Raw genomic sequence first — 25,324 nt, 5'->3', positions numbered from 1 at the left:
CTCGCACCGCCCTCTCGGGGCCCGCAGAGTGCTGCGTCTTGCTCTGTCTTGCCTCATGCCATTACCTCTTGCGCACGGCCGTCGCGCCGGTTGCGTCTGCAGTCACTGTGGTCACACCCCGCAGGCGCAGGGCGTAGCCCCCGGCGTGGCGCAGGTCCGCAGACTCCAGCGCGTCCACGCGGCGGCCATACTGCGCGGCCACCTGGGTCAGGGTGCGTACAAAACGCTGCGTGCGCTGCACCACTTCCTGCGGCGTACCGCCTCCCAGCTCCACCACGGCCTCACTGTCGAGGGTGGCGCGCCAGCCGCCTCGCCCGGTCAGCTGCAGCTCTTCCACGTCCAGGCCCAGAGGTTTGAACACGGGCTCCAGCAGCCCATACATCTGCAGCACCTCGGCCGAGCTGCCTGTAGGCCCCTGCAGGCGCGGCAGGCCCTCCTGCTCCACATCGCCCACATTGGCCTCGAAGACTTCGCCCTGGCTGTTGACCAGCGCTGAGCCGGTGTCCGGCCCCCAGTACGCCACCGCGTCATGCTCCTGCAGCTCCACACGCAAGCTGCCGGGGTACACCCGACGCACTTGCGCGCGGCGTACCCAGGGCACCTGCTCGAAGGCCTCGCGGGCGGCACGCAGATCCACGGTGAAGAAGTTGCCCACCAGATGTGGCGCCACGTTGGCCCGCAGGGTCACCGCGTTGTTGTGCACCAGCTCGCCCTGCACCACGATGCGTGCGATGGCAAAGCCGGGGTAGCGCAGCACCCACCCCACCCCCGCCGCCAGCACGGCCAGGGCGCAGCCCACGAACAGGACCGACGCGGTCAGGTTCATGAGCTTGACGTCCAGGGGTGCGGGCAGCGTCTGGGTCATCAGGCGGCCTTTGGTTTTGCGGGCGTGTCGAGGGCCGCATCCGCGAGGATGCGCAGACACAGCTCTTCGTAGCTGATGCCCGAGGCCCGGGCCGACATGGGCACCAGCGAATGACCCGTCATGCCAGGGGATGTGTTCATCTCCAGCAGGAAGGGCTTGCGGTCGCTCGCGCGGATCATCAGGTCGGCACGGCCCCAGCCCCGGCAGCCCAGGGTGCGGTAAGCCTCCAGCACAATGCGCTGGATCTCGCGCTCTTCGGCCTCGGGCAGGCCGCTTGGGCACTGGTACTTCACGTCGTCGGTGAAGTACTTGTTCTGGTAGTCGTAGGCGCCATCGGGCGCCACGATGCGGATCACCGGCAGCGCACGGGCGCTGGCGCCCTGGCCCAGCACGGGGCAGGTCACCTCTTCGCCCTCGATGAACTCTTCGCAGAGCACGTCGGGGTCGTACTGGGCAGAGAGCTGCACGGCCTCCTGCATGTCCGAATAGCCGCGTACCTTGGTCACGCCGATGGACGAGCCTTCGCGCGGCGGCTTGACGATGAGCGGCAGGCCCAGCTCGTCGGGCACGGTGCGCACCACCTCGCGCTGCTGCCGATCGGGCGCCAGCCACACATAGCGGGGCGTGGGCAGGCCCTCGGCCAGCCACACCCGCTTGGTCATGACCTTGTCCATGGCGATGGCCGAGGCCATCACGCCGGGGCCGGTGTACGGAATGCGCAGCAGCTCCAGCGCGCCCTGCACCGTGCCGTCTTCGCCATGGCGGCCGTGCAGTGCGATGAAGCAGCGGGCGTAGCCGTCGCGCTTCAAGTCGCCCAGCGCGTTCTGTGCGGGGTCAAACGCATGGGCATCCACGCCACGCGAGCGCAGCGCCTGCAGCACGCCGCTGCCCGACATCAGCGACACCTCGCGCTCGGCCGAGTCCCCGCCCATCAGGACGGCAACCTTGCCCAGCGACTTCACATCGATATTCGATTCAGGAAGGGTCATAGTGCGCTCCCTTCATGCGCTTTCAGCTCATTATTTTGTAGCATCGCAACCACCTTGCCGGGCACTGCGCCAATGGAGCCGGCTCCCATGCACATCACCACGTCGCCCGCGCGTGCGTTGTCGGCAATGGCCTGGGGCAGATCGACCACGTTGTCCACAAACACCGGCTCCACACGGCCGGCCACGCGCAGGGCACGGGCCAGCGAGCGTCCATCGGCGGCCACGACCGGCGCCTCGCCTGCGGCATACACCTCGGTGAGCAGTACCGCATCGGCATGGCCGATCACCTTGACGAAATCTTCAAAGCAATCGCGCGTGCGGGTGTAGCGGTGCGGCTGGAAAGCCAGCACCAGGCGCCGCCCGGGGAACGCACCGCGTGCGGCCGCCAGCGTGGCAGCCATCTCCACAGGGTGGTGGCCGTAGTCGTCGATGACGGTGAAGGTGCCGCCGTCCTTCGCGGGCAGATCGCCATAGCGCTGGAAGCGTCGGCCCACGCCCTTGAAGCCCGCCAGCGCGCGCTGCACGGCGTCGTCGGGGATGTTGAGCTCCACCGCCACGGCAATGGCCGACAGCGCGTTGAGCACGTTGTGCTCGCCCGCGAGGTTGAGCACGATCTCCATATCGGGCAGCGTGACGCCGTTGCGCCGCTGCACGGTGAAGCGCATCTGGCCCGCCTCGGCGCGCACGTTGATGGCGCGCACCTGCGCGTCTTCCGAGAAGCCGTAGCTGGTGATGGGGCAGGTCACGCTCTGCAGGATGTCGCGCACGGCGGGACTGTCCACACACAGGACAGCCGTGCCGTAGAACGGCATGCGGTGCAGGAAATCGACAAACGCGCCCTTGAGCCGGCCGAAGTCGTGACCATAGGTCTCCATGTGGTCGGCGTCGATGTTGGTCACCACGGCCATCACGGGCAGCAGGTTCAAGAACGACGCGTCGGACTCATCGGCCTCGACCACGATGTAGTCGCCGCTGCCCAGCTTGGCATTGGCGCCCGCGCTGTTGAGCCTGCCGCCGATGACGAACGTCGGATCCAGCCCCGCCTCGGCCAGCACGCTGGTCACGAGGCTGGTAGTGGTGGTCTTGCCGTGCGTGCCCGCGATGGCAATGCCCTGCTTCAGGCGCATCAGTTCGGCCAGCATCAGTGCGCGCGGCACCACGGGGATCTTCTTTTCGCGTGCGGCCAGCACTTCAGGGTTGTCCGAAGTGACGGCTGTGGACGTGACCACGGCGTCGGCGCCATCGATGTGCGCTGCCGCGTGGCCGAGGCAGGTCTTGATGCCGAGGTCTGCCAGGCGGCGCAGCGTGGCACTGTCGGCCAGGTCCGAGCCCGAGATGCGGTAACCCAGGTTGAACAGCACTTCGGCAATGCCACTCATGCCGGCGCCGCCGAGGCCTACGAAATGGATGTGGCGAATCGCATGTTTCATGGTTGGGCCAACTCCTCGCAGGCAGTCACCACCTCGCGGGTGGCGTTGATTTTTTGCATGTTTTTGGCCTTGAGCGCCACATCCACAAGTGTGGGCCGCTCTAATTTCAATAGCATTTCAGACAGCCCTTGCGGCGTCAGGTCGCGCTGCTGCACCAGCCAGCCGCCTCCTGCGTTCACGAGGAACTGCGCGTTGGTGGTCTGGTGGTCGTCCACGGCCGACGGGAAGGGGACAAAGATGGACGCGGCGCCCACGGCCGCGATCTCGGTGACGGTGCTCGCCCCCGCCCGGCAAACGATGATGTCGGCCGCTGCAAACGCGCTGGCGGTGTCGTCGATGAAAGGCGTCAGCTCTGCCTCGACCCCGGCGGCGACGTAATTGGCGCGCAGCGCATCGATCTGCGCCGCACCGCTTTGGTGGACCACGGTGGGGCGCTGGTCGGCAGGCATCAGCGCGATGGCCTGGGGCACGATCTCGTTGAGCGCACGTGCGCCCAGGCTGCCGCCCACCACCAGCAGGCGCAGCGGGCCGCTGCGGCCCGCAAACCGCTCCGAGGGGCCGGGCTGCTGCGTGAAGGCAGTGCGCAGCGGGTTGCCCACCCACTGCCCCTGTTTGAACACGTTGGGGAAGGCCGTGAACACGCGGTCGGCCACACCGGCCAGGACCTTGTTCGCCATGCCCGCCACCGAATTCTGCTCATGCAGCACCAGGGGCTTGCCCGCGAGCACGCCCATCATCCCGCCCGGAAAGGTGATGTAACCACCCAGGCCCACCACCACGTCGGGCTTCACGCGGCGCACGACCTGCAGCGCCTGCCAGAACGCACGCATCAGGCGCAGCGGCAACAGCGCCAGCGTGACGAGCCCCTTGCCGCGCACACCCGAAAAATCGATGAGTTCCAGCGCAAAGCCGTGCTGCGGCACGATGCGCGACTCCATGCTGCCGGGCGCGCCCAGCCAGTGCACACGCCAGCCGCGTGCGCGCAGTTCCTCGGCCACGGCCAGGCCGGGGAAGATGTGGCCGCCGGTTCCACCCGCCATGATGAGGGCGGTCTTCTGCGTGCTCATACGCGACCTCCCCGCATGAGGAGCTTGTTCTCGTAATCGACCCGCAGCACCACCGCCAGCGCCACCAGATTCATCAAAATCGCCGACCCGCCAAAACTCATCAGTGGCAGCGTGAGCCCCTTGGTCGGCAGTGCGCCCAGGTTCACGCCCATGTTGATGAAGGCCTGGAAGCCGATCCAGATCGCCACGCCCTGTGCGACGAGGCCGGAGAAAACGCGGTCCAGTGCAATGGCCTGCCGGCCGATGTGCATGATGCGGCGGGTCATCCACAGGAACAGGATGATGAGCGCCACCACACCCACGAGACCAAACTCTTCGCCGATCACGGCCATCAGAAAGTCGGTGTGCGCCTCAGGCAGCCAGTGCAGCTTCTCCACGCTGCCGCCCAACCCCACGCCAAACACCTCGCCGCGCCCGATGGCGATCAGCGAGTGCGACAACTGGTAGCCCTTGCCCAGCGCATGCTGTTCGCTGAAGGGGTCCAGGTATGCAAACACGCGCTCGCGACGCCAGGGCGAGCTGGCGATCATCAGAGCAAAGGCGCCGACCAGCACGCCAGCAATCAGGAAGAACATGCGGGCATTCACACCGCCCAGGAACAGGATGCCCATGGCAATCACGGCCACCACCATAAAGGCGCCCATGTCGGGCTCGGCCAGCAGCAGCACGCCGACGATAGCCACCGCAGCGCCCATGGGCAGCACGGCGCGGAAGAAGCGCTCCTTCACCTCCATCTTGCGCACCATGTAGTCGGCGGCATAGATCAGCACCGCAAACTTGGCCACCTCGGACGGCTGGAAGCCCACCGGCCCGATGGACAACCAGCGGCGCGCGCCGTTGACCACCTTGCCCACGCCAGGAATCAGCACCGCCACCAGCATGAGCAGGGCCACGATGAACAACCAGGGCGCCACGCGCTCCCACAGCGCCATGGGCACCTGGAACGCCAGCAGCGCCGCCACAAAGCCCACCACCAAGTACATCATGTGGCGGGTCAGGAAATGGGTGGACGCATAGTTGGCAAAGCGCGGGTTGTCCGGCATGGCAATCGACGCCGAATAGACCATCACCAGCCCCCAGGCCAGCAGCGCCACCACCACCCAGAGCAGGGCTTGGTCAAAGCCCAGCACGCTTGCCGGTGTGCTGGACGACTGGCGGTACTCGGTGCCGCCCACACGCACGGGCAACACGTCGGCCGCCTTGCCGGGAAGGCCGCCGAACCAGCCGGTCACGCGTTGGAGCAGGGTGCTGGCGGGTGCTGTCATTGCATGCCCTCCGCCGACTGGCCCGCATCGTCGGCCATCGCCCGCACGGTCTCGCAAAAGACGTGGGCGCGGTGCTCGTAGTCCTTGAACATGTCAAAGCTGGCACAGGCAGGCGACATCAGTACCGCGTCGCCAGAATGGGCGCGCTGCGCTGCCAGTGCGACGGCCTCAGGCAAGGTGCCCGCATCGAGCAGTGGCACGCCAACGTCCTGCAGCGCCGTGCGGATCAGCGGTGCGTCGCGGCCGATCAGCACCACCGCACGTGCGTAGCGGGCGACGGGAGCGGCCAAAGGCGCAAAGTCTTGCCCCTTGCCTTCTCCGCCCAGAATGACCACCAAACGCCGCTCTGTGCCCAGTCCCACCAACGCTGCCGCCGTGGCGCCTACGTTGGTGCCCTTGCTGTCGTCAAAATATTCCACGCCATGGATGATGGCCACGGGTTCCACGCGGTGCGGCTCGCCCCGGTACTCGCGCAGGCCGTACAGCATGGGCGCCAGCGGGCAACCCGCTGCCGTGGCCAGCGCCAGCGCCGCCAAGGCGTTGGTGGCGTTGTGGCGCCCCCGGATGCGCAGCGCATCCGCTGGCATGAGCCGCTGGATATGCAGGTCCTCTTCGACCTCGTTGCGGCCACGCTTGCGGGTTTCGTCGGCGTCCATGGCGCGAACCAGCCAGGGCATGCCGCTCACCACCTCGATGCCGAAGTCGCCCGGACGCCGGGGCATGTCGCCACCAAAAGTGATGTGCGCGCGCACCTGCGGCTTTTGCAGTTTGACCTTGACGGGCGGTGGCAGCATGCCCATCACCGCAGGGTCTTCGCGGTTCAGGATCATCAAGCCCGTCTGGCCAAAGATGCGTGCCTTGGCCGCAGCGTAGGCCTCGATGCTGCCGTGCCAGTCCAGGTGGTCCTGCGTGATGTTGAGCACCGTGGCGGCCGTGGGCTCGAAGCCCCCTTCACCCCCATTCACGCCATCCAGCTGAAAGCTCGACAGTTCCAGCACCCACACGTCGGGCAAGGTGTCTGCATCCAGGTGTTCTGCCAGTGTGTCGAGCAGGGTCGGACCGATGTTGCCGGCCACGGCCACGCGTTTGCCAGAGCGCTCCACCAACTGTCCGGTGAGCGAGGTCACGGTGGTCTTGCCGTTGGTCCCGGTGATAGCCAGCACGGCGGGGGCATACGCGTGCGATTCGCGCAGCGCTGCCAGGGCCATGGCATAAAGACTCAGCTCACCGCCAGCGCAGATGTTGTTTGCACGAGCCGCTTCGAAAACAGGAGCAACTGCCTCAGGGCTCAACCCTGGCGAACGATAGACCGCGTGCAGATTCTGCCCTTGTACCAGGCTGGCATCGAATGCGCCCGACACAAAACGGACCTGGGGCAGCTCTCGCTGCAGTGCGGGCAGTTGCGGCGGGGCGGCGCGCGTGTCGGCCACAGTGACTTGCGCGCCGCAACGCACGCACCAGCGTGCCATCGCCATGCCCGAGGCGCCCAGGCCCAGGATCAGGATGTGCTGGCCTTGCAGCAGGTTCGCAACGCCCTCGCGCGCGGGGCCTGCAGGCACGTCCGGCGTCATGGGCTCGTCGGCCTCTGCGGTGTCTGCAGCGCCCACACTGTCAGCGGCTCCCGACTCAGGAGCCGCCACCTCTGCAAAGATCTGCGCCACAAAATCCGCTGCGGCTTTCGCGGCGGAGACAGCAGGCACGGCCTCGGGGTTCCAGGCAGTGCTGGTGCTCTTTCCTGCCGGCGCACCTGGGACCGCCTCAGTGACCTCTGCGGGAGGCACGCCGTCTGGCACTTCGCTGCCCGATGCCGCAGTGTCCTGCCCTGGACTCACATCGGGTACCGCGGGCGCAGCATCCTGCCCGCCAGGGTCGACCTCTGGAGCACCGGCAGCATCCACCCCAGCCCCTGCCAACGGGGGCATGGCCTCAGACGTGCCGAGGGGGTCAGGGACAAGAGGATCGTTCGGGTTCATCGCAGTTTCAGCGTGGACAGGCCAATCAGGCACAGCAGCATGGTGATGATCCAGAAGCGCACGACCACCTGCGTTTCTTTCCAGCCGCTCTTTTCAAAGTGGTGGTGCAGGGGCGCCATCTTGAGCAGGCGGCGGCCTTCGCCATAGCGCTTCTTGGTGAACTTGAACCAGGTGACCTGCAGCATCACAGAAAGGGCCTCGACCACAAAGATGCCGCCCATGATGGCCAGCACGATCTCCTGGCGCACGATGATGGCGATGGTGCCCAGGGCTCCGCCCAGCGCCAGTGCCCCCACGTCGCCCATGAAAACCTGGGCGGGGTGCGCGTTGAACCAGAGGAAAGCCAGGCCCGCGCCCGCCATGGCAGCGCAGAAGATCAGCAACTCGCCCGAACCCGGAATGTGAGGGAAGAACAGGTACTTGGAATACACCGAGCTGCCGGTGACATAAGCAAACACGCCCAGCGCCGAGCCCACCATCACCACGGGCATGATGGCCAGGCCGTCCAGACCGTCGGTGAGGTTCACCGCATTGCTGGAGCCCACGATGACGAGATAGGTGAGGATCACGAAGCCGAGCACGCCCAGCGGGTAGCTCACTTCCTTGAAGAAGGGCAACTGCAGCCCCGCCTTGGGGGGCAGGTCCAGCGAAAAGCCCGACTGCACCCAGCCCACGAACAGTTCCCACACCTTGGCGTTGGAGCTTTCAGAAATGCTGAACACCAGGTACAGCGCGGCCATGAGGCCGATCACCGACTGCCAGAAGTACTTCTCGCGCGAACGCATGCCTTCGGGGTCCTTGTTGACCACCTTGCGCCAGTCGTCCACCCAGCCGATGGCGCCAAAACCCAGCGTGACGATGAGCACGATCCACACAAAGCGGTTGGACAGGTCAAACCACAGCAGGGTGGAAATGGCGATCGACAACAGGATCAACACACCGCCCATGGTGGGCGTGCCGCTCTTGGACAGGTGCGACTGCATCGCATAGCCGCGGATGGGCTGGCCGATCTTGAGCGAGGTGAGGATGCGAATCACCTTGGGGCCGGCCACCAGCCCGATGAGCAGCGCCGTCATGGCGGCCATCACTGCACGGAACGTGAGGTACTGGAACACCCGAAAGAAGCCGAACTCGGGCGACAGGCCCTGCAGCCATTGCGAGAGCATCAGCAGCATGTGGCACCTCCGGCATGGGCTGACACCGTATGGGCAATATCAATGCGTTGCGCCATGGTGTCCCTCCCGTGGGTTGATCGGCTTTTGTTGTTGTTCTGGGGGCAGTGCGGCGGCGCTGATCGCCTCGACCACCTGTTCCATCTTCATGAATCGCGATCCCTTGACCAGCACGCTGCCCACCGTGGGCAGGGCGTTGCGCACCGCATCCTGCAGTGCGCTCATATCGTTGAAATGCCGGGCAACACCACCCTGCCCGTCGCCGTACGCCGACGCGGCGTGCACCGACTGCGCGCCCAGCGCAAACATCGTGGGGATACCAGCCTCACGGGCCAGTGCGCCGGCCTCGGTGTGGAACTGTGGCCCCTGGTCGCCCACCTCGCCCATGTCGCCCATCACCAGCAGTTGCGGGCCTGGCAGTTCGGCCAGCACCTGGATGGCAGCGTGCATGGAGTCGGGGTTCGCGTTGTACGTGTCGTCCACCACCGTGATGTCGCGGCCCGCGACGGTCACACTGAAAGCGCGCGAGCGGCCCTTGACCGGTGCGAAGTCGCGCAGCCCCTGGGCAATGGCCGCGACGGGTGCACCCGCTGCCAGCGTGCACGCCGTGGCCGCCAGCGCGTTGGTGACGTTGTGGCGGCCAGCGATGTGCAGGCGGGTCGTGATCTCGCCGCGTGGTGTCGTCAGGGTGACCGCCCAGGCGCCGCGCTCCCACGTGGCCTGCGCACAGCGAACATCACCGCCATCACCAAAGGTCACCGTGCGGCGGCCGGGCCGCTCCAGCGCCAGCGACTGCCACAGGCCCGTGTAGGCATCCCCTGACGGGAACACGGCCACGCCATCGGCGGGCAAGCTGGCAAACACCGAGCCGTTCTCGCGGGCCACCGCCTCGACGGTATGCATGAACTCCAGATGCTCCCGCTGCGCGTTGTTGACCAAGGCCACCGTGGGCTGGGCCATGGCGGCCAGCGTGGCGATCTCGCCAGGGTGGTTCATGCCCATCTCGATCACGGCGGCGCGGTGGCTGGCGCGCAGGCGCATCAGCATCAGCGGCACACCGATGTCGTTGTTGAAATTGCCCTGCGTGGCAAACGCAGCCTCACCCTGCCAGGCACGCAGGATGGACGCGATCATCTGCGTCACCGTGGTCTTGCCATTGCTGCCCGTCACGCCGATCAGCGGCAGGTGGAACTGCGTACGCCAGCCGGTGGCAAGTGCGCCCAGCGCAGCCAGGCTGTCGGGCACTTCGATGCCGGGCAAACCGGCTGCCTCCAGGCCACCGTGCGCAATGGCTGCAGCGGCACCGCCAGCACGGGCATCGGCCAGGAAGGCGTTGGCATCAAAACGCTCCCCCTTGAGCGCCACAAACAGATCGCCCGGCTGCAGGGTGCGCGTGTCGGTGTGCACACGCGCCAGCGGCGTGGCGCCATCGCCCACCAAGCGGGCAGCGGGAATACGCGGCTGCAGCAGCGCCCAGGCTTGCTGCAGTGTCATGACGGGTGCAATGGTGTTCATGCCCATGTGTGGGCTCCTCGGGCCTGCAGCGCAGCCTGCGCATGGGCCATGTCGGAGAACGGCACGCGCACGCCTGCCGTCTCCTGGGTGTCTTCGTGGCCCTTGCCGGCAATCAGCACCACATCGGCAGGTGCGGCCTCGGCAATGGCCTGCGCGATGGCGGCCGCACGGTCGGGCTCGGCGCGCACGGTGCCACCGGCAATCGTGCCCTGCAGGATCTGGTGCAGGATGGCGGCCGGGTCTTCGCTGCGGGGGTTGTCGCTGGTCACCAGCACCTGGTCGGCCTGCTGCTGGGCCACGGCACCCATCAGCGGGCGTTTGCCCGCGTCGCGGTCGCCGCCGCAGCCGAACACGCACCACAGCCGCCCGCCACGCTCGGTGGCCAGGGGGCGCAGGGCTTGCAGGGCCTTGTCCAAAGCGTCGGGGGTGTGGGCGTAGTCCACGGCCACCAGGGGTTGCCCCACCGCCACCAGCCGCTGCATGCGGCCCGGCACGGGCTGCAGGCTGGCGCAGACGCGCACAGCGCTGCCCAGCGGCACACCCAGGCTGCGCAGCGTGGCCAGCACCCCCAGCAGGTTCAGCACGTTGTACTGGCCGATCACGCGGGTTTGCAGCAGCTGCCGGTCAGTACCCTCGGCCACCGTGAAACACAGACCCTGGTCGCCCAGGGTGATGTCCTGCGCCGCCAGGCGCGCAGCCCCCTGGGCCGAGACGCTCCACAGATCCAGGGCACTGCCCTTCAGCTCGCCATGCAATTGGGCGCCTGCAGGGTCGTCCACATTGATGATGGCAGCCTGCAGGCCCGGCCAGTCGAACAGCGCCCGCTTGGCCAGCCAGTAATCGGCCATGCTGCCGTGGTAGTCCAGGTGGTCTTGCGTGAAGTTGGTGAAGATGGCCGCGTGGATGTGCGTGCCGTCGAGCCGGGCCTCGGCCAATCCAATCGACGAGGCCTCGATGGCGCAGGCACCGAGGCCCTGCGCCACAAAATGGGCAAACGCGCGCTGCAACCGCACCGGGTCGGGTGTGGTCATGCCGGTGGAGGTGAGCGCGGGTGGCAGTCCCATGCCCAAAGTGCCCACCAGCGCACATTGATCTTGCCCTGATTGCTCCTCATTCGATAGCACATTCAGAGCACCTGCGAGCCACCACGCCGTGCTCGTCTTGCCGTTGGTTCCCGTCACCGCCAGCACCTTCAGCTGCTGCGTGGGCTGCGCAAACCATTCGGCGGCGATGGGCCCTGTGGCGGCCTTGAGACCTTGCAGCGCGGCCATGTGGTCGCCCGCAAAAGCGAAGGCCTCGACCCCCGCCTGTTCGACGAGGCAGGCCGTGGCGCCACGCACCATGGCGTCGGCCACATGCGCGCGGCCGTCTGTGGCGGCACCGGGCCAGGCAATGAAGCCGTCGCCGGGCGTGATCTGGCGGCTGTCGGTGTGCAGGGTGCCGGTGACCCGCGTGCGCAGCCATTGCACCGCGTCGCTGGCAGTCTGCAGGGTGTGGAGCGGCGCTTGCATCACAGCGACTCCTCCACGGCATTGGCCACGATCTGCGGCTTGACGGCCATGTCGGGCTGCACGCCCATCATGCGCAGGGTCTGCTGCACCACCTCGCTGAACACCGGCGCGGCCACGGCACCGCCGTAGAACACGCCGTTGCTGGGCTCATCGATCATCACGGCCACGATGATGCGGGGCTTGTCGATGGGTGCCATGCCGGTGAACCACGCGCGGTACTTGCCCGAGGCGTAGTTCTTGCCCACCTGCTTGCGTGCCGTGCCCGACTTGCCGCCCACGGAGTAGCCCACGGTCTGCGCCTTCTGGCCCGTGCCGCCGGGGCCTGCGGCCATCTGCAGCATCTTGCGCACCTGGTCGGCCGTGCGCTCGGAAAAAACAGGCACGCCCACGGCGGGCTCGGCCGTCTTGAGCATGGTGGCGGGAATCACCCGACCGCCATTGGCAAACACGGTGTACGACCGTGCCATCTGGAACAGGCTGGCCGAGAGGCCGTAGCCGTACGACATGGTGGCCTGCTCCACGGGGCGCCAGCTCTTGTAGGGGCGCAGGCGGCCCGTCACCACGCCCGGGAAGTGCAATTGGGGCTTCTGACCAAAACCGGCGGCCGAGAAGGTCTCCCACATCTCGCGCGCGGGCATCTGCATGGCCAGCTTGGTGGTGCCCACGTTGCTGGACTTCTGGATCACGCCTTCGACCGTGAGCACGCCGTAGTTGTGCGTGTCCGAGATCGTGGAGCCTGTGATGGTGATGCGTCCGGGGTTGGTATCCACCACGGTCTCGGGGCGCACGCGCCCGGTCTCCAGCGCCAGGCCGATGGTGAACGGCTTCATGGTCGAGCCGGGCTCGAACACGTCGGTCAGCGCACGGTTGCGCAACTGCTCGCCAGTCAGGTTCTGGCGCTTGTCGGGCACGTAGCTCGGGTAGTTGGCCAGCGCCAGCAGCTCACCCGTGTGGGCATCGAGCACCACCACGCTGCCCGCCTTGGCCTTGTGCGCGGCGACCTGGTCGCGCAGCTTCTGGTAGGCAAAGAACTGCACCTTGCTGTCGATGGACAACTGCATGTCCTTGCCATCGACCGGGGGCACGGTTTCGCCCACGCTTTCGACCACACGGCCCAATCGGTCCTTGATCACGCGGCGCGAACCGGGCTTGCCCGCCAGCTCCTTATCGAACGCCAGCTCCATGCCTTCCTGGCCGTGGTCTTCCACGTTGGTGAAGCCCACCACGTGTGCGGCAGCCTCGCCCTCGGGATACTGGCGCTTGTATTCCTTGCGCTGGTAGATGCCCTTGATGTCCAGGGCGGCGATCTGCTGGCCCACATCCCAGTCAAGCTGACGCTTGATCCAGACGAAGGTCTTGTCCTCATCCGCCAGTTTTTTCAGCAGGTCGGCCTGCGGCATGTCCAGCAGCTTGGCCAGCTGCTTGAGCTTGGCGCGAACCTCGGGCTTGTCCTGGTCCACGTCTTCGGGGATCGCCCAGATGCTGGCAGCCGGCACGCTGGACGCGAGGATCAGGCCATTGCGGTCCACGATCTTGCCGCGGTTGGCAGGTAACTCCAGCGTGCGCGCAAAACGCACCTCGCCCTGACGCTGGAAGAACGCGTTGCCAAACACCTGCACATAGGCCGCCCGCCCAGCCAGCCCCAGAAAGCCCAGCCCAATCACCGCCACGATGAACTTGCTGCGCCAGACCGGCGTCTTGCTGGCCAGCAAAGGGCTGGATGTATAGAGCACGCTGCGGCTCATGGCTGCACCCCGGCGGGTTGCGAAGCGGCGGCGGCTGCCGCTGCGGTGGCAGTTGCGACGCCTTGCGGGTCAGACACGTACTGGGTGATCGCTGGGGTGGCGGTGCGCATGTTCAGCTGCGCACGCGCGATCTTCTCCACCCGCAGCGGCGTGGCCTGGGCGCGCTTTTCCACCTGCAGGCGCTGGTGCTCCGTCTCCAGACGGCGGGCCTCGGCCACGGCGCGGTCCAGCTCGGTGAACAGGCGGCGCGATTCGTACTGGGTGTGCACCAGATAGATCGCACTGGCCAGCACCGCCAGCAACAGGACCACGTTGAGCCGCGTCATGTCAGACGACCGCCGTGCGCTCGGCTACGCGCATGATGGCGCTGCGCGAGCGGGGATTGGCCTCGACCTCGGCCGCACTGGGCTTGATGCGGTCGAGCGCGATGAGCTTCATGGCCTGCGGCGCAGCAAACGGTGCGCGGCGGTCGTAGACCTCCTTGGAATGTTTGCCGATGAACTGCTTGACGATGCGGTCTTCGAGCGAATGGAAGCTGATGACCACCAGCCGCCCACCGGGCTGCAGCACCGAGAGGCTGGCCTCTAGCGCCTGTTGCAGCTCTTCAAGCTCGGCGTTGATGAAAATCCGAAGAGCTTGAAATGTGCGCGTTGCAGGGTTCTGGCCCGGCTCGCGGGTTTTGACCGCGCCAGCCACGAGGTCGGCCAGTTCTGCGGTGGTTGCAAGAGGACCCCGTTCTTCGCGCCGAGCAACAATCGCCTTTGCAATGGGGCCAGCAAACCGTTCTTCACCGTAGTCACGTATCACCTCCGCAATCTGACCGACTTCGGCCGTGGCCAACCAATCGGCCACGCTTTCGCCGCGCGTGGTATCCATGCGCATGTCCAGCGGACCGTCAAAACGGAAACTGAAGCCCCGTTCGGGGCTGTCGATCTGGGGCGAGCTCACGCCCAGGTCCATCAGAACGCCCGCAGCACTGGCGGGCGGCAGGTCGGCCAGATGGCGAAAACCTTCGTGCCGAATGGAAAAACGCGCATCGGTGATGCGCGTTGCTTCGGCGATGGCTTCGGGGTCCTTGTCAAAGGCCACCAGGCGCCCCTGGGGGCCCAGCCGGAGCAGGATGAGGCGGGAGTGCCCGCCGCGCCCGAAGGTCGCATCGATCCAGGTGCCGGAAGGTTCCGGGTCTGCGCCGCCCAGGAGAGAGTCCACGGCCTCGTTCAGCAGGACGGTGGTGTGTTGCAAAGGGGATGTCACAGCGCGCCTTAGAAGGAAAAGTCCTTGAAGACATCCGGCATCTCACCCTGCATGGCCTTGGCTTCCTGCTCGTCGTAGGTGGCCTTGTCCCAGAGTTCGAAATGGTTGCCCATGCCCAGCAGCATGGTGTCTTTGGAAATACCGGCGGCTTCGCGCAGCTCGGGGGAGATCAGCACACGGCCGGTGGCGTCCATGTCCACATCCATGGCATTGCCCAGGAAGATGCGCTTCCACCACTGGGCGGACATGGGCAGCTGGGCGATGCGCTCGCGGAACTTCTCCCATTCAGGGCGGGGAAAGACCATGAGGCAGCCGTGCGGGTGCTTGGTGATGGTGAGCTGGCCCGATGCCGTGGCCGCGAGGACGTCACGATGCCGGGTCGGCACGGACAGCCGACCCTTCGCATCGAGACTCAGCGACGAGGCACCTTGAAACACGGACAGATTCCCAGTTCGGTTTTGCGCCTCGCAGGTCCAGAAACGGACCCTGAGGGCACTTTTCACCACTTAATTGCACTTTTTTGCACTGTAGCAGGAAAAGCACACCGAACAAGGGGGTTGTCCCACAAACTTTTCAATGAAATCAACGACTTAGATGCGTTTTTTCAGACACCAGAATGCCAAAAGTCGTTGAAAAAGAAGCACTTAGAGAGGCCTATGAAAGTGACCTCTCAAGGGTTGACCGAGTGGTCACAGGATGTAGCGCGACAGGTCCTCGTCCTGGCTCAGAGTCTGCAGGCGGGTATCGACGTAGGCGGCGTCGATGGTGATGGCCTGGCCGGCCAGGCGGGTGGCGTCAAAGCTCACCTCGTCCAGCAGGCGCTCCATCACCGTGGACAGGCGGCGCGCGCCGATGTTCTCGGTGCGTTCGTTCACCTCAAAGGCGATGTGCGCCAGGCGGGTAATGCCCTCGGGCGCGAACTCCAGCGTGACGCCCTCGGTGGCCAGCAACGCCTGGTACTGCTTGACCAGCGACGCATGGGTCTGGGTGAGGATGGCTTCGAAGTCCTTGACCGACAGCGATTCCAGCTCCACCCGGATCGGGAACCGCCCCTGCAGCTCCGGGATCAGGTCGCTCGGTTTGGACAGGTGGAACGCCCCCGAGGCGATGAACAGGATGTGGTCCGTCTTGATCATGCCGTACTTGGTGGACACCGTGGTGCCCTCCACCAGCGGCAGCAGGTCGCGCTGCACGCCCTGGCGCGATACGTCGGCGCCACTGCTTTCCTGCCGCGCGGCCACCTTGTCGATCTCATCGATGAAGACGATACCGTTTTGCTCGGCGCTGGCCACCGCTCGGGTCTTGATGTCCTCTTCGTTGACCAGCTTGGCCGCCTCTTCATCGGCGATGAGCTTCAGGGCCTCGGCAATCTTGAGTTTGCGGGTCTTGCGCTTGTCCTGCCCCAGCTGGCTGAACATGCCACGCAGCTGCTCGGTCATCTCTTCCATGCCCTGGGGGCCCATGATTTCGAGCTGGGGGCGGCCTTCGGCCACGTCGATCTCGATCTCCTTGTCATCCAGTGCACCTTCGCGCAGCTTCTTGCGAAAGACCTGGCGGGCTGTGTTGTCAGCGGCGGGTTCGCTGCCTGCCGCTGCGCGGGCCGGGGGGATCAGCACGTCCAGGATGCGTTCCTCGGCGGCATCTTCGGCGCGTGTACGCACCTTCTTCATCTCGGCCTCGCGCGTCTGCTTCACAGCCATCTCGGCCAGGTCGCGGATGATGGAATCCACGTCCTTGCCCACGTAGCCCACCTCGGTGAACTTGGTGGCCTCGACCTTGATGAAGGGCGCATCGGCGAGTCTTGCAAGGCGGCGTGCAATCTCGGTCTTGCCCACGCCGGTGGGGCCGATCATGAGGATGTTCTTGGGCGTGATCTCCTGGCGCAGGCTGCCTTCCACCTGCTGGCGGCGCCAGCGGTTGCGCAGAGCGATGGCCACGGCACGCTTGGCGCTGGCCTGGCCCACGATGTGGTGGTCCAGCTCGGAGACGATTTCCTGGGGGGTCATGGACGACATACAGGTCTTCCTGGTATCAAATGGGACTGTAGCGCTAGTGAATCATGCACCAACAGCTATAAAAAACAGAGCATTCAGCCCTCGATGCGCTGACCGTGAGGCCTGCGCGGGGCCTGTTCCACCGTCGCACGCTCAGAGCGTCTCGATGGTGTGGTTCATGTTGGTGTAGATGCAGAGTTCGCCCGCAATTTCGAGCGACTTTTTCACGATCTCTTGGGCAGACAACTCGGTATTCACCAGCAGCGCCTTGGCTGCCGAGTGCGCATACGCGCCCCCCGAGCCAATCGCCACGATGCCTTGCTCGGGCTCCAGCACGTCGCCATTGCCGGTGATGATGAGCGACGCACTGGCGTCGGCCACGGCCAGCATGGCTTCGAGGCGGCGCAAGACCCGGTCGGTACGCCAGTCCTTGGTGAGTTCGATGGCAGCGCGCGTCAGGTGGCCCTGGTGCTTTTCCAGCTTCGCCTCGAAGCGCTCGAACAGCGTGAAGGCATCGGCCGTAGCGCCCGCAAAGCCCGCCAGCACCTTGCCGTGGTAGAGCTTGCGCACCTTGCGCGCCGTGCCCTTGACCACGATGTTGCCCAGCGTGACCTGCCCATCGCCGCCGATGGCGACCTGGATGCCGGAAGGCGTCTGGCGACGCACACTGAGGATGGTGGTGCCGTGGAACACCGGATGGTTGTCTTGAGATGAATCCATAGCTGCGGCAGATGGGGATCACCAGGCATTTTGCAAGCCGACCTCGGGACGGATGCCGCACACGCAGTCTGGCCAACCACGCGACACGCCCTCCCGACTACCCGCAAGACTGGAATCTGGACCGGAACAGGCCCTCCAGGAGAGGTGCTGCTAGTTCTTCCGGGGGACCACCCAGGCGTGTTCGTTGATTCCGATCACGTTGAAGAAGATCGCCACCAGCCGCTGCAAGTTGTGGAACTGGATCACATGGCCGTGGCCCTGTTGCTCGGCCGCCCAGTTGAGCACGGAGCCTGCAGCAGCAAAGTCCACCCGGATCAGCTTGTCGCAGGCGATGGTCAGCGGCACGCCGGGCTTGAAGTGCGCCTCGAATGGCTGCAGCAGGGGCGTGGCATCGCCGTCGATATGGCCGCTGAGCTGTGCGACGGGTCCGGTCTCCAAGGGAGCGGGGACCGACGACTCACCGAGATCGGACGCCATGAAGTCGCTGTCGGCGGCCAGAGGCGCAGAGCCTGAAGACACACCCTCGTTGTCCGAGTATCCGCAACGTGGCGACACCCAGGAGGGTGGAGAGACTTCGTAGGTCACGCAGTAGTCGAGCGCCACCAGTTCAAACTCGTCGGGCTTGCCCATGAGGCGCATGGCTGTCATGCGCAAACGCCACCACTCGGGGCTGTTCGAGCGGTCGCCCGACTGGGTCTTGGCATCGAGCAGGGCATGGAGCTTTTCAACCCCCGAAAACACGATCTGGACATCGCGGTCGGCCCACAGGCTGAACTGGTCAGCCAACAGGGGCACTGCCGCCTCGTCAATCGAAGCAAGGCGTGACCAGGACAGCGTCCAGGGGGACGCCGCACGGGCCAGCGAGGCCTGCAGTGCGGCCACCGAAGAAACCGCCACGGTGGGCGGAGCGTTCCAGCTGAAATCACGGCGCATGGCGGCGGCAGGCTCGGCAGCGGGAGCCACTTCAACGGCCAGGCCCAGTTGCGCCGGGATGGAAAACCACAGCGGCGCCGAACGGCCATATTGCGCGGCAAAGTCGATGGCCAGGGTGTCAAAACGGTCGTGCTGCCCGGTGGCCCGGTAAAGGTCGAACAGCGTCATCCAGATTTCCAGCTGCTGCGCTGGATCGTCCTGCTGGTGCTGGGCCAGCACCTCCAGCAGGCCAGACTCGGCCCCTGCATGGTCACCATTGGCAAACCGGATGGCGGCTTCTTCAAGATCGGGTTCGTGCACGAATTCCTCCGGTTCGAATGCGGGCGCGGGCGCAGCCGTGGGAGCCGCAGGGCTGAAGGATGCTTCGACGTGTGGGGTGCTGCCGGGCAGCATGGTGGCGTCTGTGCCACCAAAGCGGCCAATGGCCATGCTGTCATCAGCGAACAGCGGCTGAACGGCGGGTTTGGTATCCAGCGGGGCAGACAGGCTCCCGGGCACCGTGGGCGCATAGGCACGGGCTTGCTCTTCCGCAGACGCCTCCGTGCTGGAATCCGGCATCACCCCTGGTTGGGTGGGTGCGTCGGCGCCCTGCTTGCTCTTCCACCACTGCTGGGACATCTGCGCTTCGATCTCGTCGATCTTCTTGAGCGTGACGGCCCGTTCGTCGGGCGATGCCATGCTGCTCTGGAAAAACGAGGGGCGCCCTGCGGCATCTTCCACCCGCTGCCCGTGCAAGACCTCGCGCTGGCGCAGCTTGCGCAGCTGATCGAACTCGCGGCGCCGCACAAAATCGTTGCGGCGCTTGCGCTCGATCATCTCCTTGAGCATCTGCTTGCTGTACTGGCTCTCCCGGTCGTCCTGGAGGGAGTCCAGCTCCGTCCAGTTGACGGTCGGATTCTTCACGAACCGCACCACCTTCGATAGCAGGCCGCCAGGGGTGGATTCTTCCTTGCTCATGGCTCAGGGTGCAGAGTGCGCGCGTTGATCAACAGGCGGCTGCCTGCTCAATCCCCAAACATCTTCTGCTTGAGTTCGCGGCGTTGCTGCGCTTCGAGCGACAGCGTGGCGGTGGGGCGTGCGATCAGGCGGCCCACACCAATGGGCTCACCGGTTTCGTCGCAGTAGCCGTAGTCACCCGCATCAATGCGGGCAATGGATTGCTCGATCTTCTTGAGCAACTTGCGCTCCCGGTCGCGGGTGCGCAACTCCAGTGCGTGCTCTTCTTCGATGGTGGCGCGGTCGGCCGGGTCGGGCACCACCACGGTGTCCTCACGCAGGTGTTCGGTGGTTTCGCCGGCACTGTTGTGGATGTCCTGCTTGAGCTGAACGAGCTTGAGGCGGAAGAACGCCATCTGCTTTTCGTTCATGTACTCGCTGTCGGGCATGGCCATGACTTCAGCGTCGGTCAGCTCGGCGACGGACTTGGTCTTCCAGTTGTTCGCCAGCTTGGGGTCTTTTTTGGCAGCCGTGTAAGTAGGCTGCGCTTGCGCGGTCGTGGGCATGGTGTGTTGATAACTGGCTTTGGCAGCTGTCGAAGCCACCGTCTGTGCCATGGATGGTACGGTCAATTGGGCCAATCGGGAAGAAGGCCGGGTTGTGCGCACGGGTACCTGCGAGCCCGCTTGCAGTGCGGGCGCCGGAGCGGGTGCCGCCACGGCCGGGGGCGCGACCACCTTGGGTGCCGCAGCAGCCTTGGCAGTGGCCTTCGCAGCAACTTTGGGTGCCGCTGGGGCGGCGGCGCTTTTCGCCGCGGCAGGGGTTGCCTTGGTGGCCCCCTTGGATTTGCTGGTGTCGGCTTTCACTTCCTGGTCTCCTCGCAGTACGGGCGGGCCCCAGCTGCATTCGCAGCCAAGGGCGTGTGGCAAGCCTTCCGGGGTCTAGAACCTGTTCACAGGTTCTTGCCGGGGCGCGATTGTATCGACCTGGGCTGACGCAAACGGAAACGTTGCAGATACAACACAAATCGGGCTCCATTGCCCCCTCGGAACCGGCGAACAGGTCAAACCAGGCTTTGCTCCAGCCCCTGCAGGAAGATGTCCTTGGGCAGGTCAATGCCTATAAAGACCATCTTGCTGGTACGCGCCTCGCCCTCGGCCCACTGGGGGCCCAGGTCGCTGCCCATGAGCTGGTGCACGCCCTGGAATATGACCTTGCGTTCAGTGCCCTTCATATTCAGCACCCCTTTGTAGCGCAGCATGCGCGGGCCGTAAATATTGACGATGGCGCCAAGGAAGTCTTCGAGCTTGGCCGGATCGAACGGGCGGTCCGATCGGTATACAAAACTCTTCACATCATCATCGTGGTGATGGTGATGGCCATGGCCGTGCTCATGCTGGTGGGAGGGGTGGCTGCAGTGCTCGCCATGTTCGTGGTCATGGTCGTGGTGGTCATGCCCATCCCCTTCTTCCTTGAGGAAGTCCGGGTCGATGTCCAACTTGGCATTGAGGTTGAAGCCGCGCAGGTCCAGCACCTCCTTGAGCGGCACTTCGCCAAAATGCACGGCCTTGATGGGCGCGCGCGGGTTCATGTGCTTCAGGCGATGGATCAGCGCGTCGGTCTCGTCCTTGGACACCAGGTCGGTCTTGGACAGGAAGATCTGGTCCGCAAACCCCACCTGGCGGCGCGCCTCCTGCCGGTCGTTGAGCTGCTGTGGCGCATGCTTGGCGTCCACCAGCGTGATGATCGAGTCGATGAGGTAGGTTTCGGCGATCTCTTCGTCCATGAAGAAGGTCTGTGCCACGGGGCCCGGGTCGGCCACGCCGGTGGTCTCGATCACGATGCGGTCAAAGTCAAGCAAGCCCTTGCGCTTCTTGGCCGCCAGCAGTTGCAGCGTCTCGCGCAGGTCTTCGCGGATGGTGCAGCAGACGCAGCCATTGCTCATCTGCACGATCTGCTCCTTGGACTCGGTCACCAGGATGTCGTTGTCGATGTTTTCTTCGCCGAATTCGTTCTCGATCACGGCGATCTTCTGGCCATGGGCTTCGCTCAAGAGGCGCTTGAGCAACGTCGTTTTGCCCGAGCCCAGGAAGCCGGTGAGGATGGTGACGGGGATCAGTGCCATAAATCTGTCTTTCAAGGGAATCAAATACTTGCGCTGCGCGGCGCAGTGCCCCACCCAGGGGCATCTTTTTCAGTGTACCGAGGCTGTCAAGCCCCTGCTGGCACCGGAAAGCTCACCCCTTGCGCATCACCACCAGCCCCTTGAGGTACTCGCCCTCCGGAAACTCCAGCGTCATCGGGTGGTCGGGCGCGCCGCCCAGGCGCTCCAGGATGTAGCCGTCCACCCCAGCATCCGCTCCGGCCGAGGCCACGATCTTGTGGAACAGGTCGGCGCTGATACCGCCCGAGCACGAGAAGGTGAACAGCACCCCGCCGGGCGACAGCAACTGCAGCGCCAGCCGGTTGATGTCCTTGTAGGCGCGCGCAGCCCGCTCGGCGTGGGCCGCCGTGGGGGCGAACTTGGGCGGGTCCAGGATGATGGCGTCAAAACGCTGGCCTTCCTTGAGGAACTGGCGCAGCGAGGCATTCACGTCGGCATCGAGGAAGGTGGCCCGGTTCGGATCGAACCCGTTGAGCGCCACATGGGCGCGGGCGCGCTCCAGGGCCGGGCCCGAGGAATCGATGGAGGTCACGTGCCCGTCGGCCACAGTGCCCGCTGCACGCATGCCCGCCAGTGCCGCCACGCTGAAGCCACCGGTGTAGCAAAAGCAGTTGAGCACATGCTTGAAGCCCAGGCGCTGGGTGTAGTCGGCAAACCGCTGGCGGCTGTCGCGCTGGTCCAGATAGAAGCCGGTCTTGTGGCCCTCAGCGATGTTGAGCGTCAGACGCCACTGGTGTTCACGGATCGTGAGTTCGAGCGGCGGCCCCTCGCCATCACCTGCCGCACCCGTGGGTCCGCCGCGCAGCCAGCCGGTGGCGGGCTCCAGGCCCTCCAGCGAACGCACGCTGGCATCCGAGCGCTCGTAGAGCTTGGTCAGCCCCGTTTCGCGCAGCAGCGCATCGGCAATCACGCCCTTCCAGCGCTCGGTGCCTGCGCTGGTGAACTGCGCCACCAGCGTATCGCCATAGCGGTCCACGATGAGCCCGGGCAGGCCGTCGGACTCGCCATGCACCAAGCGTACACCATCGCTTTGCACGTCAAAACGTGCCCTGGCGATGATGGAACGTGCGCAAGCAGCTATAAAAAACGGAGCATCAATGCGCTGCGCCTCATCAAAGCTCCACACCCGGGCACGGATGCGCGAGCTGGGGCTGTACGCAGCCCAGGCCAGAAACTGGCCTTCGTGCGATTCCACGCGCACGGTCTCGCCGCTGTCGCCGCCGCCCTTGGCGATGGCCGATTCAAAGATCCAGGGATGGCGGCGCAACAGCGAGCGTTCTTTGCCTGCGCGGAGTCGAAGGGTTTTCATGCCCCGAATTGTGCGGGCTGGCGGGCACGGGAGAGTGCCCCGCCGACGGAAAAACGCGCGCAGAAGCCATCACCGCGCCTGATCACGCCTTGGTCAGACACGCGCCGCCCGCCCCTCTTCGCCCGGCAGACACCCGGCCGAGTCGCTCTCTCGAAACCGCATATTTGACAAATATGATTCTCAATCGATAGAATTACGGAAATTATCATTTTTATCAAAACACTCCGATGACTACCTCCGCCACACGCCCCAGCACCACCCGCCTCGCCCCCGCGCCCGGCACGGCCCAGGCCGTGATGACCGACCTTCGCGAATTTCTGGCCTTCAAGATTGGCAACGAGGAATACGGGGTGGACATCCTGCGCGTGCAGGAGATCCGGTCGTACGAGAAGCCCACCACCATCGCCAACGCGACCGGTGAGCTTTTGGGCGTGATGAACCTGCGCGGCGTGATCGTGCCCATCCTCGACCTGCGCCTGAAGCTGGGCCAGACCGCTGTGCAGTACGACCACCTGAAGGTGGTGATCGTGCTGCACATCGGCCAGCGGACGGTGGGTGTGGTGGTGGACGGCGTGTCCGACGTGCTCACGCTGGAGCGCGAACAGCTGCGCCCCGTGCCCGCCCTGCGCGGCAACGTCAAGCCCGAACACCTGCTGGCCATCGGCTCGGTCGGCCCGCGCATGCTGATCCTGCTCGATATCGAGAAATTTCTTGCCAAATCGGTAGCGAGTGACACACCTGCCACCAGCCACTGAGCGGCTGCATCACCCACAAGGAACTGCTAATCATGAACTTCAATGACCTGAAGATTTCTACCCGCCTGTCTCTGCTACTGGCCGTACTTTGCGTGCTGACCGTTGTGATCGGCAGCGCAGGCCTCACTGGCATGCAGCGCGCCAACGCGGGGCTCAATACCGTGTACCAGGACCGCGTGGTGCCACTCAAACAGATCAAGCTGGTGTCAGACGCGTACGCCGTGAACGTAGTGGATACCGCACACAAGGTGCGCGACGGCGCGCTCACCCCGCAGCAAGGGTTGGATTCGATCGCCAGAGCCAAGAAGGACATCAGTGACAACTGGAACGCCTATCTGGCGACCGAGCTGGTGGCCGACGAAGTGCGCCTGGCAGCCCAATTCAAAGAGCTGCAGCCCAAAGCCGATGGCGCCGTCCAAGCGCTGGAAAACCTGATCGGTAACAAGGACCTGCCGGGCCTGACCGACTATGCAGCACGAGAGATGTACCCCGCACTCGATCCGCTGCAAGACGTGCTGGGCGCTCTGGTGCAGGTGCAACTGGACACTGCGCGCAAGGAGTATGACCAAGCGGTCGAGTCCTACGCCAATACGCGATGGTTCGTGGCGCTGGCTATTGCCAGTGGCGTGCTATTCGCCCTGGGCTTTGGCTACCTCGTGACCCGCAGCATCGTGGGCCAGTTGGGCACCGAGCCGGGCACTGCTGCCGCACTGGCGCGCAGCGTGGCGCACGGCGACCTGACCGTGGCCATTGACCTCAGGCCCGGCGACACCTCCAGCCTGATGGCGCAACTCAAGCGCATGCAGGACAGCCTTGCCACCATGGTAGCCATGGTGCACCAGAGCTCCATCAACGTAGCCAGCGCTTCGGAACAAATCGCACAGGGCAACAACGACCTGTCTTCGCGCACCGAAGAGCAAGCCAGCGCGCTCGAAGAGACCGCCGCCTCCATGGAGCAGCTCAACGCCACTGTGCGCCAGAACGCCGAGAACTCCCGCCAGGCCAACCAGCTGGCCCAGACCGCCACCTCGATTGCAGTGCAGGGTGGCGAGGTGGTGGCTGACGTGGTGCGCACCATGAAGGACATCAACGACAGTAGCAACAAGATCTCCGAGATCATTGGCGTCATCGACTCCATCGCGTTCCAGACCAATATCCTGGCGCTGAACGCGGCGGTGGAGGCCGCCCGCGCCGGCGACCAGGGCCGGGGCTTTGCCGTGGTGGCCACCGAGGTGCGCGTGCTGGCGAGCCGCTCGGCCGAGGCCTCCCGCGAGATCAAGGGCCTGATCGGGACCAGTGTGGAGCGCGTGGAAGCCGGGTCTGCCTTCGTGGACCGCGCCGGTCAAACCATGGGTGAGGTCGTTGCCTCCATCCGCCGTGTCACCGACATCATGGGCGATATCACTGCCGCCAGCACCGAACAGAGCCAAGGGGTGGACCAGATCAACGAAGCGGTAACGCAGATGGACCAGGCCACACAGCAAAACGCCGCCCTGGTAGAAGAAATGGCCGCAGCCGCTGCCAGCCTGAACCAGCAGGCGGGCGAACTGGTCGACACGGTTGCCACCTTCAAGCTGCCTGCGGTTCAAGCCCTCATCCACGTCCATGAGCCACTTGCTGTCGCGCAGCACAGGCCCGCACGCCGCCCCTCGCTCGGTCACGCCCATCCGCCGATGGCAGCCGTCTGAGCAGCGCTGCCAGGCGTGCCGGCCGCGCCCCTGATGGAC

At 65.4% G+C, this 25,324-nt stretch carries 21 protein-coding genes; 2 read left to right on the top strand and 19 right to left on the bottom strand.

The genetic code is table 11. The features are described 5' to 3' along the window. Window positions 1-61 precede the first annotated feature (61 nt). The 19 genes from N4G42_RS04280 to N4G42_RS04190 form a co-directional block, all read right to left on the bottom strand. Window positions 62-865: a cell division protein FtsQ/DivIB gene (locus N4G42_RS04280; protein WP_099731221.1), complete on the bottom strand. Its 804-nt coding sequence runs from the start codon at window positions 863-865 to the stop codon at window positions 62-64. After that, window positions 865-1,854 carry a D-alanine--D-alanine ligase gene (locus N4G42_RS04275; RefSeq protein WP_056646738.1) on the bottom strand — a complete coding sequence of 330 codons (990 nt, stop codon included), beginning with the start codon at window positions 1,852-1,854 and terminating at the stop codon, window positions 865-867. The genes N4G42_RS04280 and N4G42_RS04275 overlap by 1 nt, the downstream gene beginning before the upstream one ends. Next, window positions 1,851-3,284, bottom strand: coding sequence for a UDP-N-acetylmuramate--L-alanine ligase (murC, locus tag N4G42_RS04270; RefSeq protein WP_260666286.1), 1,434 nt, complete (start codon window positions 3,282-3,284; stop codon window positions 1,851-1,853). Before murC ends, N4G42_RS04275 begins: the two co-directional genes overlap by 4 nt. Then, window positions 3,281-4,351 carry an undecaprenyldiphospho-muramoylpentapeptide beta-N-acetylglucosaminyltransferase gene (gene murG / locus N4G42_RS04265; protein ID WP_260666285.1) on the bottom strand — a complete coding sequence of 357 codons (1,071 nt, stop codon included), beginning with the start codon at window positions 4,349-4,351 and terminating at the stop codon, window positions 3,281-3,283. Before murG ends, murC begins: the two co-directional genes overlap by 4 nt. Continuing rightward, window positions 4,348-5,616 (bottom strand): putative lipid II flippase FtsW, encoded by a 1,269-nt coding sequence (ftsW, locus tag N4G42_RS04260; RefSeq protein ID WP_015012554.1) that lies wholly within the window; start codon window positions 5,614-5,616, stop codon window positions 4,348-4,350. The genes murG and ftsW overlap by 4 nt, the downstream gene beginning before the upstream one ends. Continuing rightward, window positions 5,613-7,589, bottom strand: a complete 1,977-nt coding sequence (gene murD / locus N4G42_RS04255; protein ID WP_260666284.1) for a UDP-N-acetylmuramoyl-L-alanine--D-glutamate ligase — start codon at window positions 7,587-7,589, stop codon at window positions 5,613-5,615. The genes ftsW and murD overlap by 4 nt, the downstream gene beginning before the upstream one ends. Continuing rightward, window positions 7,586-8,764, bottom strand: a complete 1,179-nt coding sequence (gene mraY, locus N4G42_RS04250) for a phospho-N-acetylmuramoyl-pentapeptide-transferase (protein WP_015012552.1) — start codon at window positions 8,762-8,764, stop codon at window positions 7,586-7,588. Before mraY ends, murD begins: the two co-directional genes overlap by 4 nt. 39 nt (window positions 8,765-8,803) lie before the next feature. Beyond that, a complete protein-coding gene (gene murF, locus N4G42_RS04245; protein ID WP_260666283.1) occupies window positions 8,804-10,282 on the bottom strand; it encodes a UDP-N-acetylmuramoyl-tripeptide--D-alanyl-D-alanine ligase in 1,479 nt (492 codons plus the stop codon). Continuing rightward, complete coding sequence (locus tag N4G42_RS04240) at window positions 10,273-11,787, bottom strand: UDP-N-acetylmuramoyl-L-alanyl-D-glutamate--2,6-diaminopimelate ligase (protein WP_260666281.1); 1,515 nt, start codon at window positions 11,785-11,787, stop codon at window positions 10,273-10,275. Before N4G42_RS04240 ends, murF begins: the two co-directional genes overlap by 10 nt. Then, entirely contained in the window at window positions 11,787-13,532 is a 1,746-nt protein-coding gene (locus N4G42_RS04235; RefSeq protein ID WP_116748936.1) for a peptidoglycan D,D-transpeptidase FtsI family protein, read from the bottom strand. The genes N4G42_RS04240 and N4G42_RS04235 overlap by 1 nt, the downstream gene beginning before the upstream one ends. Beyond that, complete coding sequence (ftsL, locus tag N4G42_RS04230; RefSeq protein ID WP_056059227.1) at window positions 13,529-13,858, bottom strand: cell division protein FtsL; 330 nt, start codon at window positions 13,856-13,858, stop codon at window positions 13,529-13,531. Before ftsL ends, N4G42_RS04235 begins: the two co-directional genes overlap by 4 nt. 1 nt (window position 13,859) lies before the next feature. Next, the gene (rsmH, locus tag N4G42_RS04225) at window positions 13,860-14,786 is read right to left on the bottom strand and encodes a 16S rRNA (cytosine(1402)-N(4))-methyltransferase RsmH (protein ID WP_260666278.1); all 927 of its coding nucleotides are present in this window, start codon (window positions 14,784-14,786) and stop codon (window positions 13,860-13,862) included. An 8-nt stretch (window positions 14,787-14,794) separates the two neighbouring features. Next, window positions 14,795-15,223: a division/cell wall cluster transcriptional repressor MraZ gene (mraZ, locus tag N4G42_RS04220; protein WP_015012546.1), complete on the bottom strand. Its 429-nt coding sequence runs from the start codon at window positions 15,221-15,223 to the stop codon at window positions 14,795-14,797. Between the two features lie 252 nt (window positions 15,224-15,475). Then, on the bottom strand, window positions 15,476-16,801 hold the full coding sequence (gene hslU / locus N4G42_RS04215; protein ID WP_056745276.1) for an ATP-dependent protease ATPase subunit HslU: 1,326 nt from the start codon (window positions 16,799-16,801) through the stop codon (window positions 15,476-15,478). Between the two features lie 132 nt (window positions 16,802-16,933). Then, complete coding sequence (gene hslV / locus N4G42_RS04210) at window positions 16,934-17,500, bottom strand: ATP-dependent protease subunit HslV (protein WP_056059237.1); 567 nt, start codon at window positions 17,498-17,500, stop codon at window positions 16,934-16,936. Between the two features lie 150 nt (window positions 17,501-17,650). Then, a complete protein-coding gene (locus N4G42_RS04205; RefSeq protein ID WP_260666277.1) occupies window positions 17,651-19,390 on the bottom strand; it encodes an STAS domain-containing protein in 1,740 nt (579 codons plus the stop codon). A 47-nt stretch (window positions 19,391-19,437) separates the two neighbouring features. Continuing rightward, complete coding sequence (gene dksA / locus N4G42_RS25625; RefSeq protein WP_082522359.1) at window positions 19,438-20,235, bottom strand: RNA polymerase-binding protein DksA; 798 nt, start codon at window positions 20,233-20,235, stop codon at window positions 19,438-19,440. A gap of 197 nt (window positions 20,236-20,432) precedes the next feature. Beyond that, complete coding sequence (locus tag N4G42_RS04195; protein ID WP_260666276.1) at window positions 20,433-21,494, bottom strand: CobW family GTP-binding protein; 1,062 nt, start codon at window positions 21,492-21,494, stop codon at window positions 20,433-20,435. Between the two features lie 112 nt (window positions 21,495-21,606). Further along, on the bottom strand, window positions 21,607-22,842 hold the full coding sequence (locus N4G42_RS04190; protein WP_099731228.1) for a class I SAM-dependent rRNA methyltransferase: 1,236 nt from the start codon (window positions 22,840-22,842) through the stop codon (window positions 21,607-21,609). A gap of 227 nt (window positions 22,843-23,069) precedes the next feature. Between N4G42_RS04190 and N4G42_RS04185 the strand changes: the two genes are divergently transcribed. Beyond that, window positions 23,070-23,597, top strand: coding sequence for a chemotaxis protein CheW (locus tag N4G42_RS04185; RefSeq protein WP_260666275.1), 528 nt, complete (start codon window positions 23,070-23,072; stop codon window positions 23,595-23,597). Between the two features lie 32 nt (window positions 23,598-23,629). Continuing rightward, window positions 23,630-25,285 carry a methyl-accepting chemotaxis protein gene (locus tag N4G42_RS04180; protein WP_260666274.1) on the top strand — a complete coding sequence of 552 codons (1,656 nt, stop codon included), beginning with the start codon at window positions 23,630-23,632 and terminating at the stop codon, window positions 25,283-25,285. The last annotated feature ends 39 nt before the right edge of the window (window positions 25,286-25,324 follow it).

The sequence above is a fragment of the Acidovorax sp. K2F genome (assembly GCF_025246485.1).
In the GTDB taxonomy this organism is placed as follows: domain Bacteria; phylum Pseudomonadota; class Gammaproteobacteria; order Burkholderiales; family Burkholderiaceae_C; genus Acidovorax; species Acidovorax delafieldii.
This window is presented reverse-complemented; position numbering and strand designations above follow the sequence as displayed.